Annotated in this window: 12 protein-coding genes; 7 read left to right on the forward strand and 5 right to left on the reverse strand. The window is 71.5% G+C overall.

What is annotated here, in order from left to right; all coding sequences use genetic code 11:
* The first annotated feature begins 37 nt into the window (after positions 1-37).
* Together HCA58_RS10865 and HCA58_RS10870 are read left to right on the forward strand one after the other, a co-directional pair.
* On the forward strand, positions 38-676 hold the full coding sequence (locus HCA58_RS10865; protein ID WP_169597651.1) for a hypothetical protein: 639 nt from the start codon (positions 38-40) through the stop codon (positions 674-676).
* A 155-nt stretch (positions 677-831) separates the two neighbouring features.
* Positions 832-1878 carry an NAD(P)-dependent alcohol dehydrogenase gene (locus HCA58_RS10870; protein ID WP_169597652.1) on the forward strand — a complete coding sequence of 349 codons (1047 nt, stop codon included), beginning with the start codon at positions 832-834 and terminating at the stop codon, positions 1876-1878.
* Between the two features lie 79 nt (positions 1879-1957).
* Here the strand turns inward: HCA58_RS10870 and HCA58_RS10875 are convergent, their stop codons facing one another.
* Genes HCA58_RS10875 through HCA58_RS10890 form a run of 4 tightly spaced genes read right to left on the reverse strand, consistent with a single transcriptional unit; the run spans position 1958 to position 6863 of the window.
* Entirely contained in the window at positions 1958-2875 is a 918-nt protein-coding gene (locus tag HCA58_RS10875) for a siderophore-interacting protein (protein ID WP_169597653.1), read from the reverse strand.
* A 26-nt stretch (positions 2876-2901) separates the two neighbouring features.
* Complete coding sequence (locus HCA58_RS10880; RefSeq protein ID WP_346775952.1) at positions 2902-5007, reverse strand: iron ABC transporter permease; 2106 nt, start codon at positions 5005-5007, stop codon at positions 2902-2904.
* Positions 5004-5987 (reverse strand): iron-siderophore ABC transporter substrate-binding protein, encoded by a 984-nt coding sequence (locus tag HCA58_RS10885; RefSeq protein ID WP_169597654.1) that lies wholly within the window; start codon positions 5985-5987, stop codon positions 5004-5006. The genes HCA58_RS10880 and HCA58_RS10885 overlap by 4 nt, the downstream gene beginning before the upstream one ends.
* A gap of 42 nt (positions 5988-6029) precedes the next feature.
* Positions 6030-6863, reverse strand: a complete 834-nt coding sequence (locus tag HCA58_RS10890; protein ID WP_169597655.1) for an ABC transporter ATP-binding protein — start codon at positions 6861-6863, stop codon at positions 6030-6032.
* A gap of 313 nt (positions 6864-7176) precedes the next feature.
* Between HCA58_RS10890 and HCA58_RS10895 the strand changes: the two genes are divergently transcribed.
* The 3 genes from HCA58_RS10895 to HCA58_RS10905 all read left to right on the forward strand — a co-directional run bounded on the left by HCA58_RS10895 (position 7177) and on the right by HCA58_RS10905 (position 12442).
* Complete coding sequence (locus tag HCA58_RS10895; RefSeq protein WP_240955942.1) at positions 7177-8886, forward strand: hypothetical protein; 1710 nt, start codon at positions 7177-7179, stop codon at positions 8884-8886.
* Between the two features lie 81 nt (positions 8887-8967).
* Entirely contained in the window at positions 8968-11769 is a 2802-nt protein-coding gene (locus tag HCA58_RS10900; protein ID WP_169597656.1) for a LuxR family transcriptional regulator, read from the forward strand.
* Positions 11770-11920: 151 nt separating this feature from the next.
* Positions 11921-12442 carry a hypothetical protein gene (locus HCA58_RS10905; protein WP_169597657.1) on the forward strand — a complete coding sequence of 174 codons (522 nt, stop codon included), beginning with the start codon at positions 11921-11923 and terminating at the stop codon, positions 12440-12442.
* 54 nt (positions 12443-12496) lie between these two features.
* Here HCA58_RS10905 and HCA58_RS10910 read toward each other — a convergent pair whose 3' ends face one another.
* Positions 12497-13681: an FUSC family protein gene (locus tag HCA58_RS10910; RefSeq protein ID WP_169597658.1), complete on the reverse strand. Its 1185-nt coding sequence runs from the start codon at positions 13679-13681 to the stop codon at positions 12497-12499.
* Positions 13682-13730: 49 nt separating this feature from the next.
* On the opposite strand from HCA58_RS10910, the gene HCA58_RS10915 reads away from it, so the two are divergent.
* Together HCA58_RS10915 and HCA58_RS10920 are read left to right on the forward strand one after the other, a co-directional pair.
* Entirely contained in the window at positions 13731-13940 is a 210-nt protein-coding gene (locus tag HCA58_RS10915) for a hypothetical protein (RefSeq protein WP_240955944.1), read from the forward strand.
* A gap of 63 nt (positions 13941-14003) precedes the next feature.
* Positions 14004-14384 (forward strand): YccF domain-containing protein, encoded by a 381-nt coding sequence (locus HCA58_RS10920; protein ID WP_169597659.1) that lies wholly within the window; start codon positions 14004-14006, stop codon positions 14382-14384.
* The last annotated feature ends 53 nt before the right edge of the window (positions 14385-14437 follow it).

A 14437-nucleotide genomic window follows, 5' to 3' on the forward strand; every position in this document is an offset into this window, starting at 1 on the left:
TAAGCCGCTGCGCCCGACACGGTGGAAGGGGACCCAGATGTCTGACAGCCACACCGCACTGCGTTCGATGCACGACCTGGGCCTGGCGGCCTGGTTCGGCGGCTCTCTGATGGGCGCCTTCGGCGTCAACGGTGCCGCGGCCCGGATCGGTGACTCGACCCAACGGCTCCCGATGGCGTCGACCGGTTGGAACCGGTGGACACCGGTCAACGCTGCGGCGATCGGTGCCCACCTCGCCGGAGCGGTAGGCGAGCTGGTGACCGAAAGTCCGCGCATGGCCGTTCAGGCCGGCGTCGGCCGGGCGAGCACGGTGAAGACCGCACTCACCGTCAGTGCCCTGGCGGTGACCGGGTACAGCCGGCTGCTCGGTATGCGAATGTCCAGGGCCGGTCAGCCTTCGGTCGAGGGAGTCACCGAGCCGAACCAGCAGACACCGTCGAACGTGGCCTCCTGCCAACGCCAGATGAAGGCGCTGCAGTGGGCGATCCCGGCGCTGACCGGCGCCCTGATCGTCGTCACCGCCTACATGGGTGAGCAACAGAAGCCCGGGCAGGTGCTGCGCGGCATGCTCGGCCGTGCGGGCGGCCTCGGGCACGCGTCGCGGACGATGGGCAAAGGTGCCGGCGGGATGGCGACGGCCAGGGCGATCCGGCAGATGACGATGGCCGGTCGCTGACGACGGTGCCGCCGACGGTGGTCTCCGGACGACGCGCTGACGGAGGCCACCGGGAGGGACGCCCACCTTGATGACACCAAACACCTGCCGAGGGGTTTGGGTCGGGACCTGCCGGGGAGCCGGAGAGAGGTGTCACCGACCGACAGGAGACTGGGATGCGTGCACTACGGCTACCCGCTTGGAAGACGGAGCCGGAGCTGGTCGAGGTCGACGAGCCGACACCCGGCCCGGGTGAGGTGGTGGTGCGGATCGGCGCCGCCGGTGCCTGCCACTCGGACCTGCATCTCATGCACGACTTCGAGGCCGGCGGCCTGCCCTGGGATCCGCCGTTCACACTCGGGCACGAGAACGCGGGTTGGGTCCACCGACTCGGCTCCGGCGTGACCGGGTTGGAGGTGGGGCAGCCGGTCGCGGTCTACGGTCCCTGGGGCTGCGGTCGCTGCGCCCGCTGCCGGGTCGGCGTCGACAACTACTGTGAGAATCCGGTCGCCGCGCCGGTGCCGGGGGGCGGTGGCGGACTGGGGCTGGACGGCGGCATGACCGAGTACGAGTTGGTGCCGGACGCCCGGCACGTGCTGCCGCTGCCCGAGGGGCTCGAACCGGTCGACGCCGCGCCGCTCACCGACGCTGGTCTCACCCCGTACCACGCGATCCGCCGGTCCTGGCCGAAGTTGACGCCCGCCAGCACGGCGGTGGTGATCGGCGTCGGTGGGCTCGGGCACGTCGGCGTGCAGATCCTCAAAGCCACCACCGCCGCTCGGGTCATCGCGGTGGACACCCGCGACGAGGCGTTGCGTCTCGCCGAGGATTGCGGTGCCGATGTGACGTTGCGTTCGGCCGACAGCACCGCCGACGAGATCCGCAGGATCACCGGCGGTCGGGGGGCCGACGTGGTGCTCGACTTCGTCGGTGCCGACGCCACCCTGAAGCTGGGCGTCGCTGTCGCCCGGACCGTGGGTGACCTGACCATCGTGGGGATCGGCGGTGGCTCGCTGTCGGTCGGCTTCTTCTCCGTGCCGTACGAGGTCAGCATCCAGACCACCTACTGGGGTAGCCGTCCGGAGCTGCTGGAGGTGCTGGAGCTCGGCGCACGCGGATTGGTGCGCCCGAAGACGACCACGTTCAGTCTGGACGACGCGATGAGCGCCTACCGGATGATGTTGGACGGCACGCTGGAGGGCCGGGCCGTCATCGTGCCGTGAGCAGCGCCCACCCGTCGATCATGAGGTTGACGGCGGCACCGATCTTCCCGAATGCCGACAACCTCATGATCGACATTGGTCAGGAGGGGTCGGCGCGACCTTCGCGCCAGTAACCCATGAAGGCCACGGCGCGACGGTCCAAGCCGCGTTCGTCGACCAGATGCCGACGGAGGGTGCGGATCACTCCGGCCTCACCCGCCAACCAGGCGTAGAGCGGTGCCGACGGGGGTGCGTCGGGAACCTCCCACAGAATTTCCCGATCCACGTCCACATCGTTCACCGGTTGCGGGACCGGCACACTCCTGCTGGTCGCGGCGCCGGCCAGCAGGTCACCGGCCGCAGCGGTGACGGCGGCTACGAGCCGGCTGCCGTAGCCACCGGAGCCCCGGGGCAGCCAGGTCACCTGGATACCGGGCGGCATGACCAGCGGCAGCGCGTCGCCGGCCGCCGGGACCTCAAGCAGCACCCGACCGCGTGCCTCGTGCGGCAGCCGCTCACAGATGCCGCTGATCGCCGGTACCGCCGTCTCGTCACCAGCCAGCAGAAGGCACCCGGACGACGGGGGCCGGAACTCGACCCCACCGTGGTCACCGTCGTACGCCGAATCCGGGCCCACGACAGCGATCCGGTCGCCGGCACCCACCCGCCGTGCCCACCGGGTCGCCGGCCCGCCGTCACCGTGCAACACCAGGTCGACGTCGACCTCGTTCAGCTCCGGTCGGACCGCGCGCACCGTGTACGTCCGGATCGGGTTGCGTTCCTCGACCGGCAGGGCCCGCCAGCACGCGTACCAGTCCGGCCCCTGTGGCAGGTGCACGCCGACCTGGTCGGGTAGCGGAAACGCCAGTTTTATCCGCTGGTCGTAGCCGTTGTCGGCGAAGCGGTCCAGGTCGGGACCGGTGAAGGTGACCCGGACGAAGGACGGGCTGAGTCGACGTACCGAACGGACCTCGACGGCGAACAGCCGCCACGGTGCGACGGGCAAGGTTTCGATCATGGTTGCCTCTCCGGGTCGGATGCGCTCTACCGGGGCGGCGCTGCGGCGCGGGAACGCCACAGCAGCCAGACGAAGTAGGGAGTGCCGATCATGGCGGTGACCAGACCGGCGGGAATCTGGGCCGGTGCGATCACGGTGCGGCCGAAGGTGTCGGCCAGGCTGACCAACGCCGCGCCGAAGAGCACCGCGACCGGGATCACCCGGGCGTGCCGGCCGCCGACGAGGGCACGGGCCGCGTGCGGCGCGACCAGACCAACGAAGCCGATCACGCCGACGGCGGAGACCGCCGTCGAGGTGAGCAGGGCCGCCGCGCCGAGTGCGACGAGGCGGGTCCGTTCCAACCGGACGCCGAGTACCCGTGGAGTGTCGTCGTCGAGCGTCATCAGGTCCAGCTCACGCCGGGCGGCCACCACTGCGGGAGTGAGCACCAGCAGTGCTATCGCCACCGGCAGCACCTGCGTCGCGGTCCGGCCGTAGGTGGAGCCGGAGAGCCAGGTGAGCGCCTTGCCGGTGTTCCAGGGGTCGTAGGCGACGATCACGAAGGTGATCATCGCCATGCCACCCTGCCACGCACCGAAGCCGATCAGCACCAGCCGGTCGGAGCTGAGACCGCCGCGCCACGCCGCGCCGTACACCAGGGCGAAGGCCAGCATGGCACCGAGCCCGGCGACTCCGGAGACGGCCCAGACACCGGCCAGCGGCACGAAGGTGAGCAGCGAGACCGCACCCAGCCCGGCACCGGCGGTGATGCCGAGGATGCCAGGCTCGGCGAGCGGATTACGGCAGACCGCCTGCACGGTGGTGCCGGCGACGGCCAGGGCCGCACCGGCCAGCAGCGCCGCGCCAACCCGGGGCCACCGTTGGTCGAGCACGAAGGTGTACGCCGGCCCGGTACTGCCGTTGACCCAGTTGACGAGGTCGCCGAGCAGCAGCCAGGTGTCCCCGGCGAGCATGCCGATCAGCACCGCCGCGATGGTGACCACGGTGGCGACCGCCACCACGGTGCGGTGGAAGAACACGGAGCGTACGGCGGCGTGACCGCCGGGCGGGCGACGGGTGGGGCCGGCGTCACGGTGCCGACGGGCCAGCCAGATCAGGATTCCCGCGCCGAACAGGGTGGTCACCACGCCGGTCGGGATGTCGACGCCGGCCTGGGCGCCCATCAGGGCACGCAGCAGCACGTCGGAGCCGAGAACGATGCCGACGCCGGCCATGCCGGACAGCGGCAGCAGGATCCGGTGCCGGTGGACCCCGGGTACCAGCGGGCCCAGCAACCGGACGATCACCGGCGCGCAGAGACCGACGAAGCCGACCGGGCCGGTGAGGGTCACCGCCGCGGCGGACAGCAGCACCGCCAGCACGGTGACGAGCAGCCGGGTCCGGCGTACGTCGATGCCGAGTACGGTGGCCGTGTCGTCGCCGAGGGCGAGGATGTCGAGGCGGTGACCGAACAGCATCAACACCGCAACGGCAGCCACGATCACGGGGGCGAGTTGGGTCAGTGTGTCGAGGTCGCTCTGCACCAGGGAGCCGTTGCCCCAGGCGAACAGACCGATGGTGGCCTGCTCGAACAGCAGGAGCATCAGCGTGGTCACCGAGCTGAGCGCCATCGCGGTGGCCGAGCCGGCGAGGATCAGCCGGGTGGTGCCGGCCTGACCGCCGGAGGACATCGCCATCACCAGGCCGGCGGCGACGAGACCACCGCAGAAGGCCAGGCCACCGGCGGGCAACGCGGGTAGCGCGATACCGAACGCGGCGACCGAGACGATCGCCAGATGCGCACCGGCGTTGACGGCGAGGGTGTCCGGGGAGGCGAGCGGGTTGCGGGCGATCGACTGGAGTGCCGCACCGGCGAAGCCGAGAGCGACCCCGATGGTCAGCCCGGCGAGCAGCCGGGGCACCCGGGAGGCAACGAACACCCGGGCGGTCTCGTCGTCCCCGCCGGTCAGCAGGCGGAGCAGGTCGACCGCCCCCACGGCGGAGGTTCCCTGAGTGAGGTGCACCGCCACGATCACCAACAGCAGCGCGGTGGCTGCGACGAAGACCCCGACGACGCGGGGAGCCGAGGGGCGCTCGTCCGGAGCCGGCTTGACGGCCGGCTCCGGACGCGGGGGCGCGGACAGTGTGGTCACACCGCGTAGGTGTCGACGAACTGGTCGATGTACTGCTTGCCGGACAGCGGCCCACCGAAGGTCCAGACCCCGTCGGGCATCCGGTGCAGGTTGCCCTGCTGGACGAAGGGCAACGACTGCCAGATGGCGTTGCTGCTCAGGCCGTCGGCGAAGACGTCGGTGCCGTCTGAGGCGTTGTAGAAGAAGTGAAGGTCAGGGCTCTTCAGGACGGTCAGGCCCTCGACGTCGGTCTGACCCAGGCCCCACGCCGGGTCGGTCTCGCCGGTCCAGCCGTTGGTGAGGCCGAGCTCGATACCGATCTGGGAGACCAGGGCACCCTCGCCGAACATCCGGATGCTGACCGTGCTGCCCTCCTGCCAGCCGTCGGCGATGGCGAACGGCTTGCCGGCGGCACCGGCGTCGGCGATCTTCTTCCGGCCGTCGGCGATGGCGGCGTCGAAGTCGGCGAGCAGCTTCTCCGCCTCGGCGGTCTTGCCGACCGCGGTGGCGATCATGTTCAGGTCCGCCCGCATCCGGCCGAGGTTGTCCGCAGCGTCACTGCCCTTGGTGACGAGCACCGGAACGTACTTCTCCAGCTGCGTGATCACGTTGGCTCCCCGGTCGTCCTCCATGACGACGAGGTCGGGTTGCAACGCCACGATGGAGTCGATGCTCGGCTCACCGCGCGTACCGACGTCCTTGACGTCCGAATCGAGTGAGGCGGCGCTGACCCAGGTCGCGTACCCCTTGGGATCGGCGACGCCGACCGGCATGACGCCGAGGCTGACGAGCATCTCGACCTCGCCCCACTCGAGGCCGACCACCTTGCTGGCGGGAGCGTCGAGTTTGACCTCCTTGCCCCGGCTGTCGGTGACGGTGACCGGGCCGGTGGCGGCCGAGGTGGCAACGGCCGCTTCGGTGGTGTTCTCGGTGGTGCCGCAGGCGGCCAACAGCACCGCGGTCGCGGCGGCCATCAGGGCGGTTACACGGGTACGGGACATCATGTTCTTTCTCGGAGAGTGGGTGTCGTGTCCGGTCTGGGTTCAGACCGGGATCCGGGCCGGGTGTCGGCCCACGGGGCGGGTCGTCACCAGCCCACTGAGCGGGTCGGTACTGACTTCGATCCGGATGCCGTAGGTCTCGGTCAGGGCGTGTTCGGTGAGGACCTCGGCCGGGGTGCCGGTGGCGCGCACCCGGCCTCCGTGCAGCAGGACCACCTCGTCGGCCACCGCAGCGGCCTGGTTGAGGTCGTGCAGCACGACGCCGACCGCGACACCGTGGTCGTCGGCGAGGTCACGCATCAGGTCGAGGATCTCGACCTGGTACCGCAGGTCGAGGAAGGTGGTGGGTTCGTCCAGCAGGAGGACCGGGGTGTCCTGGGCCAGACAGGTGGCCAGCCAGACCCGCTGTAGTTCGCCGCCGGAGAGTTCGTCCACCGGCCGACCTGCCATCGCACTGACGCCTGTCACCGCCATCGCCCGGGCGATGGCGGCCGGTCCGGCCGGGTCGTCCGCGCGCCACCGGCCCCGGTAGGGGTGTCGGCCGTAGCCGACGACGTCGCGGACGGTGACGCCGTTGGGGATCGGCCGGCTCTGGGCGAGCAGGGTCAGGCGACGCGCGTACTCCTTCGCGGGCAGATCCGAAGCGGCGACGCCGTCGGCGAAGAGCACGCTGCCGCCGTCGAGCGGATGCAGCCGCGCCAACCCCCGCAGCAAAGTGGACTTACCGCTGCCGTTGGGACCCACGAGCGCGGTGACCGCTCCGGGGCGCAGGGTTATCGCCGCGTCGTGTACCACAGTGGTGCCGTGGTAGCCCAGGCAGAGGTCGACACCGCGTAGGCTCTGCTGGGCGTCGTTCGACGTCGGTCCGCTCGACATGCGGTTAGGTTAACCTAACCTAAGTGTCAGTCAAGTCGCGGGCCCGAGTCGGTTTCCGAGCCGTGCCCCGTCCCATCGGTGCTGGTGGACGGGGAGCGATGCGCTGACCCAGTAGCGGACCGGTCGCCGAAGACAACCCAGCGATGACCCACCGGTGCCACGCAACCGGGTCGCCGATGCCGGGTCACCCGCCGGGAGCCTCGGAAACCGTACCGGGGTGGGACGACAGAGCAGTCGGAGCAGCGGTAACGTTGCGCGTCATCCGCCGCCGGCCCACCGGCGGGGCGCTCTTCGATCCTACGGAGGATGGGGCATGTCCATCGGCGAGGAACCGTTCGCAGCCCGCGACGACCTGGCCTCGCGGCCGAACTTCGAGGTCGCCCTGCGTGGGTACGACAAACGCCAGGTGGACCGCTACGTCGAGCAGATCGACGGTCGACTCGCCGCGGTCTCGGCCGAACGGGACCGGGCCGCCGCGCACGTGCGGGAGCTGACCGGGAAGCTCCAGACGGTCCAGAGCGAGATGGCCGATCTGCGGCAGCGACCGGCGCAGGTGGACAAGGCCACCTTCCAGGATGTGGGCCCGATGGTCGGCCAGATCCTGGACCTGGCCGAGAAGCAGGCCGCAGCGATCATCGACACCCACACCCAACGGGCCACGAAACTTCAGGCGGAGGCGGAGAAGACACTCGCCAACGCGCGGGAACGCACGGTCAAGGCGCTGGCCGACCTCGAGGAGGAGCTGGCTGCCCGGCGGGCCGAGCACGAGAAGACGTACGAGGAGTTGCGGTCAGCCGCCGACGCGGAACTGGCCGAGACCCGGGAACGGGCCGACAAGCTGCGCGCCGACGGGGAGGCCGCACACGAACGTGCGCAGCAGGAGGCCCAGCGGATCAGTGAGCAGTGCCGCCAACAGGTCGAGCAGGCCCGGTCGGCGGCAGAGGCGCTCACCACCTCTGCCCGTACCCAGATCCACCAGGAGATCCAGGCGACCCGGTCGAAGAGCCAGCAGGAGCTGGCGCAGTGGCGGGCCAAGGTCGAGGAGGAGCTGGCCGAGCGGCGGGCCACGGCCGAAGAGGACCTGACCGAGCAGCGGGCCGCCACCGAACGTGAGCTGGCCGCCCAGCGGAGCGCCGCCGAGCAGCGGGTCAGCTCGATGATCGCCGACGCCCAGCAGTACGCCGCCGAGATCCGCAAACGGGCCGACGAGCAGGCGGCCGAGGTGCGCCGACTCAGTGATGAGCAGGCGGCGACGGCCGAGGAGCAGCTGCACGCCGTTCAGCTTGAGGTCGGGGAGCAGCGTCAGGCACTCGCCCAGCTGCACGAGCAGCTGGGCGACGCCGAGCAGCAGCTCGACGAGGCCCGCCGCACCAAGCAGGCCACCGAGACCGAGCTGACCCGGCTGCGGCAGTCGCTGGAGGAGACAGGGCGAGAACTCATCGCGGAACGCCGGCGGCTGGACGAGGTGCGCCGGGCGGCTGAGGCCGCCGAGCGGCACGCCAAGGAGACCCGGGCCCGCGTCCAGCGGGAGGCCAAACGGGTCGCCGATCTGGCGGCCGCAGCGGTGATGGCCGCCGCAGCGGGGGGCAGCGAGACCGCCGAGTACCCGATGGTGGTCGCCCGGACCGGCGGCGACCCGGCCCCGGCGGATGATGGTGACGAGGTGGCCTCGACGGCCAGCGGTCAGGTCGAGGGTCCGGCTGTCGCGAAGGTGGATACCGAGCGGGCCGGGCCGCACCCGCAGCGGACGGACACCGACGACGCCGGACCGTCGGGCCGGGACAGCAACGACGCGGTGACCGCCCGGTCGAACCACCCGCCGACGCGTGGCGGTGGACCCGCCGGCGAAGCGGAGCAGGGCGCCCGCCCTGCTGCGGATCCGGTGGCTCGCGCCGCCGCCGCAGTGGCGGCCGGCGGGCCCGGTGGCATCAACTGGTTCGCCGGCCAGCAGTCCGACGGGGACGAGCCACCGGCGCCGGGGACGACAGCGGACGACAGGGCGCCGGAACCCGCAGCCAACTGACACCTACCCCTGACCGACCGTCACCTGCGGATCACCGTCCGCATGATGGCTGGCCCACCTCATCGGTGCCAGAATCGCAGCATGCGGGGTACGCTCGTCGGCCGCGACGGGGTGTTCGATCAAACCTGGCGCGCACTACGCGAGCCGGGCTCGGTGCTCCTGGAGGGCCCGGCTGGGATCGGCAAGACGACCCTCCTCCGGGAACTGCTCACCGAAGCCACTCGGGCCGGCTGGGCGGTGTTGAGCTGCGAACCTACCGAGTGTGAGACCGACCTGCCGTTCGCCGCCCTCGCCGACCTGCTCCGTCCCCTGACGGACCTGGTGGTGGACCTGCCGCATCCACAGCGCGTCGCGGCCGAGATGGTGCTGCTCACCCGGGACGACGGCGAGACCATCGACGAACGGGTGGTCGGTGCCGCCACCCGCTCGCTGCTGGAGGCGGTGCTCACCGCCGGCCGGCCGGTGCTGGTCGCCGTGGACGACTCACCGTGGCTTGACCGGCCGACCGCACGGGCGCTGCGGTTCGCGCTCCGTCGGGTCGGCCCCGGACTGTCCACTTTGGTCACTGCCCGCACCGACAACACACCGATGGTGCGGATCGCACCGCTCGGGCTCGACTCCGGCCCCGCTCAGCTGACCCGGCTGCAGTTGCCTCCGCTGGAAGTGGGTGCCCTGCACCACCTCCTGCGGGAGCGGGTCGGTGCCGCCCTCAGTCGCTCACTGCTCACTCGGATCGCCCGGGAGGCCGCCGGCAATCCCCTCGTCGCCATCGAGGTGGCCCGCGCGGTGCAGCGCCTGCCACGGCCACCGGAGCCGGCACAGGATCTGCCGGTGGCCTCGTCCATGCACCAGCTTCTCGGTGAGGTGTTGGCCCGGCTACCGGCCGGCTGCCGGGACGCGGTACGGCTGGCGAGCCTGCTCGGCGTACCGCTGTTGCGGGATCTGGCCGCGGCGGGGACCTCCCCCGCCGCGTTCGACGCTGCCGAGGAGGCCGGCCTGCTCGTGGTCGGGGCAGCGCGAGTGGAGTTCGCCCATCCGGTTTACGCGGCTGCGGTCCGCGCCGGCATTCCTCCCGGCGTCCGGCGCGGTCTGCACCGGAGGCTGGCCGAGGTGGTGACCGATCCGGACGAGCGGGTCCGGCACCTGGCCCTGTGCACCACCGCGCCGGATCCGGTGGTCGCCGACGCCCTCGCCGCAGCTGCCGCCCGGCACCGTGCGAGGGGAGCGCCGGAGGCTGCCGCGAACCTGTACGAGTCGGCGGCACAGCTCACTCCCGCCGGCGACGTGGCCGGCCGAGGCGATCGACTGCTGGCGGCGGCCCGCTGCCGCTTCGGATGCGGCGACCATTCCGGAGCGCGTGTCGCTGCCGAGGCGGTGTCCACCGGGTTCGACGGCGATGTGCGCGCCGAGGCGCTGCTGCTACGCGCGATCGTGGCCTGGAGTGCCGACGAGTCCGGCGGTACCGCAGTCGAGGCAGCCGGGCGGGCGCTGGCGGCGACCCGTCCGGATTCCCCGCTGGCCGGTCGGATCCACGCCCACCTGGCGCTCTTCGTCGACCTGCCGGACCCGGCACGGGCTCATGCCGAGGCCGCCATCGCTCTGCTCACCGGCCCTGGTGGCGACCGCCCGCTGCTCGCTGCGGCGCTGCTGCACCTGTTTCTCAGCGAGGTACGCGCCGGTGAGCCGCCCCGCGTCGAACTGCTAGACCGGGCGCTGGAGATGGAGGGTACGGAGCCGTCGTGGCTCGCCGGCACGATCCCGGCGATCTGGTGGAAGTCGATCGACGACCCGGCTCGGGCCCGGCGACGGCTGGGCGCAATGCTGGAACTGGCAGGGGCTCGGGGAGACGAACCTTCGCAGTACGAACTGCTCAAGCACCTGGGTGAGACCGAACTGCTCGCGGGGCGGTGGTCGGCCGCCGAGCGGCACATCGCGGCTGCACGCGAACTCGGTGAGCTGTTGGGCACCGAGGCGACCGCGGAGATCTGGCTGGCCGGGCTGCTCGACGCGCTCCGGGGGCGGCTCGACGTGGCCCGGCGGGTGGCCGAGGCGGGGCTCCGGCTGGGCGAGCAGCTCGACGACGACTGGTGCCGGCGGATCCACCTGCAACTGGGAGCGTTCGTGGCGCTGTGCGCCGGACACCTGGCCGACGCTGCGGCCGGCTACGGTCGACTCGCCTCGACGGTCGACCGGATGGGCCTGGCCGAGCCGTTGGCACAGCGCTTCGAACCGGACTGGATCGAGGCCTGTGTGGGTGCCGGTGACCTGGTCACGGCGCACGGCGTCCTGGCCCGGCTGACGGAACGTCACCAGCGACTGCCCCGCCCGTGGACGCTGCTGGGCCTGGCACGCAGCCGTGCCCTGTTGGCCAGCGCCAGCGGCGTCGACCCGTCGACCGCGCTGGACGACCTCGCCGCCGCGCGGGCCGCCGTGTCACCGGAGGTACTGCCATTGGAACGGGCCAGGTGTCTGCTGGTGGAGGGCGTGGTGCACCGCCGGTCCCGACGTAAGCGCCCGGCGCGGGAGGCACTGACGGCTGCGGCAGCGGAGTTCGACGCGCTCGGCGCGACAGCGTTCGCCGCGCGGGCCCGGGCCGAGGCCGCCCGGCTGGGTGGACGTCCGCCCGCACCGTCGGATCTCACAGCTACGGAGGAGCGGGTCGCCCGGCTCGCTGCCCAGGGGCGGACCAGCCGGGCCATCGCCGACGAACTGTTCGTCAGTCCGAAGACCGTCGAGACGAATCTGTCCCGGGTCTACCGCAAACTGGGCATTGCCCGCCGGGCGGAGCTGGGTGCCGCGTTGGCCCGGGTCGATGGACAGGGTGAACGGCCACGCCGGTCGACAGCTGCTAACGGTGCGCCGGCTGGCGCGGCCAAAGGCTAGGGAAACACCGGATTCCGCAACGGCCGTGCGGTCGTAGCCTCGGAACCGCGACTGTCGACGTCAGCAGGCCGAACAACCGACCAGACGGTGCCGGACGTGGTGCTGGTCAGCGGTCCGCCCCGGTGTCGCTACACCCCCCGAGGAGACGACCGTGAGGAATCTGAAGCTCGCCGCGACGGCCGCCGCTGTCGCCCTACTCGGCGCCTGCGGCGGCGGCAACGATCCTGACGCCGCACCACCTCCACCGCCGACCGGGCTGGTGCAACCGACACCGGCAGTCGAGTCGACCGAGCCGTCGACCGAGGCACCGCAGGTCGACGCCTGCGCCCTGGTGCCCAAGGAGGACGCCGAGAAGCTGGCAGGCACTGCCCTGGAGGATGCGGTGCCGGTCCGTGAGACCTGCACCTACAGCGGCCCGGTCTCCGGTCCGTTGGCGCAGGTGGAGGTCTACGTGGGCGACGGCGCCAAGAAGATCCTCGACGTCGACCGCGATCTCGATCACGAGTTCGAGACGCTGTCCGGGATCGGGGACGAGGCGTACCTGGAGGATGGTGCGGTCTTCGTCCACGCCGCCGGGGTGTGGGTGGCTATCCGACTGGTCCGGCTGGACGACCCGGCGAAGTATGACAAGCCGCTCACCGACTTGGCCCGAACGGTGGCCGGGCGGCTCTGAGCCTGGACGGGGCGCTCAGGCCGACTCCCGCTCGGCAGGCGACGTCCTGCCCGCTTACCGTTGCAGTTCGTGACGCCGGTCCTCGAAACGTCGCCGAACCACGGCGACTGCCTCCTCCTCGTCGCGCCCGATGCTGCGCAGCAGGTCGGTGGCGACGGTTCGGATCTGGGCCACCACGACGCTGCCGGAGAAGCCGACCCCCTCGTCGTACGCCTCGGCGGCATAGTCCACCGCCTTGAGGACCAACTGCTCGGATCGTTTCGAGTGCTGCTGACTTTCCGCCTCGACCTGCAACAGCGCCAGAGCGTCCCCGAAGTAGTCCACCGCCGCCGCCAGCCCCGTCGGGATCGGTTCGTCGTCGTGGACCGCGGTGGCAGCCCGGCGCAGCATTTCCTGGCCGCCCCCGACAGCCAGGTCGAGGTAGCGGATGCCACGTTGGTAGTGCTCGAACTCTCGCCGCCGGTGCCAGCGGGCCGGCGACACCGCCACCGCCTCCTGCGCGCCGGTGACGGCATCGTTGAGCAGGGCCAACTGTGAGCTCAGGCCGAACAGCCCGTCCCGGGCCCGGGCTACCTTCGCGGCATCGCCTCTGGACATTCCGTCCGCGGCGTCGTGCAGGTGTTCGATGAGCGCGGCGAACAGCGGGCGAGCGGCCCGCTGGATGATGCGTACCGGGTTGACCGGCAGCACGGCCACCACCAGCACGGCGGAGATCGCGCCGATGACCGCGTCGATGACCCTCGGCACCTCCAGCCCTCCCTGGATCGGTGAGAGGGTGGCGATGAGCACCGCCGTACCTCCGGCCTGGGTGACGACCGATCCACCGCGGCTCATGGTGAGCGCGAACAGGATGGCCAGGGTGACCACGGTGCCGATCTGCCAGGGGCCGGTGCCGATGACCATGATCAGGGCGTCACCCACCAGAAGCCCGGCCAGCACGCCGACGAGCAGTTCGAGGGTACGGCGGGCCCGGCGGCCGATCGCGGCGGCGATCGTACCGACGGCGGCGCTGGGGGCGAAGACCGGTGACGGGTGGCCCAGTAGTTCGTGGGCGAGCGTCCAGGCGACTGCGGCGGCCACCCCGGCCTGCACCGCGAGGATGGCGTACAGCTCCAGGCTCCGGCGTCGTTCCTGCCAGTTGATCCGCCGGCTGACGCCGCCGACCGTGCCGGCGACCCTGGCCTCCACCTGGCTGCCGGCACGACGTGCCCAGCCCTTGTCGTCAGCCCCCTCCGCCACGCCGCCGACTACCCCGCGAGGCCACGCTCATTCGCGGGCGACCGTACCGGTGCCAGCCGCTGCGGGGTGCCGGGTCAACGCCAGTCTCCGGGCCCGCTTCTCGACCGGCGTGCCCTGGCGGATCGACGTGATCACCTATGACACGCCGGTGCTGTCCAACGCCACCGGGTCGACTGTGTCCTTCGCCAACCCGACCCGGTGCAGCGGTGCACGGGTCACCTACCGGGTCACCAAGTCCGGTAGCTCCGTCACCGGCTGACCGGCCCGTGCCACCGGCCGCCCGTCGGGGTGGCTGGTGGCGTCCGGCGGTCATCATGTACTCATGATCCGATTCGTGCTGAACGTGCTCTGGCTCATCTTCGGCGGTGGTCTGGTGCTGGCGGTCGGTTACGGCATCGCCGCCCTGATCTGTTTCGTCCTGGTCGTCACCATTCCGTTCGGCGTCGCCTCGCTGCGGCTGGCGTCGTACTCGCTGTGGCCCTTCGGCCGGACCCTCGTACCCAAACCCGGCGTCGGGGTGGCCTCGGGGCTGGCCAACATCATCTGGGTGCTGCTGGCCGGCTGGTGGCTGGCGCTGACGCACATCGTGGCCGGGGTGAGTCTCTGCCTGACCATCATCGGAATACCGTTCGGTGTGGCCAACTTCAAGTTGGTCCCCGCCGCGATCTGGCCGCTGGGCCAGGAGGTCGTGTCCGCACCATGATCCGGATGCGCGGCGGTGACGAGCGGGAACGTCACCACGCCGGCCGGCAACGG

It is taken from the genome of Micromonospora sp. HNM0581, from assembly GCF_012726175.1.
Taxonomy (GTDB): Bacteria; Actinomycetota; Actinomycetes; order Mycobacteriales; family Micromonosporaceae; genus Micromonospora.

What these genes read in the sequence shown, in the direction of transcription:
- HCA58_RS10865 (WP_169597651.1), top strand. Translation starts at nt 38, where the DNA reads ATGTCTGACAGCCACACCGCACTGCGTTCGATGCACGACCTGGGCCTG.
- HCA58_RS10920 (WP_169597659.1), top strand. Translation starts at nt 14,004, where the DNA reads ATGATCCGATTCGTGCTGAACGTGCTCTGGCTCATCTTCGGCGGTGGT.
- HCA58_RS10890 (WP_169597655.1), bottom strand. Translation starts at nt 6,863, where the DNA reads ATGTCGAGCGGACCGACGTCGAACGACGCCCAGCAGAGCCTACGCGGT.
- HCA58_RS10885 (WP_169597654.1), bottom strand. Translation starts at nt 5,987, where the DNA reads ATGTCCCGTACCCGTGTAACCGCCCTGATGGCCGCCGCGACCGCGGTG.
- HCA58_RS10900 (WP_169597656.1), top strand. Translation starts at nt 8,968, where the DNA reads ATGCGGGGTACGCTCGTCGGCCGCGACGGGGTGTTCGATCAAACCTGG.
- HCA58_RS10895 (WP_240955942.1), top strand. Translation starts at nt 7,177, where the DNA reads ATGTCCATCGGCGAGGAACCGTTCGCAGCCCGCGACGACCTGGCCTCG.
- HCA58_RS10870 (WP_169597652.1), top strand. Translation starts at nt 832, where the DNA reads ATGCGTGCACTACGGCTACCCGCTTGGAAGACGGAGCCGGAGCTGGTC.
- HCA58_RS10875 (WP_169597653.1), bottom strand. Translation starts at nt 2,875, where the DNA reads ATGATCGAAACCTTGCCCGTCGCACCGTGGCGGCTGTTCGCCGTCGAG.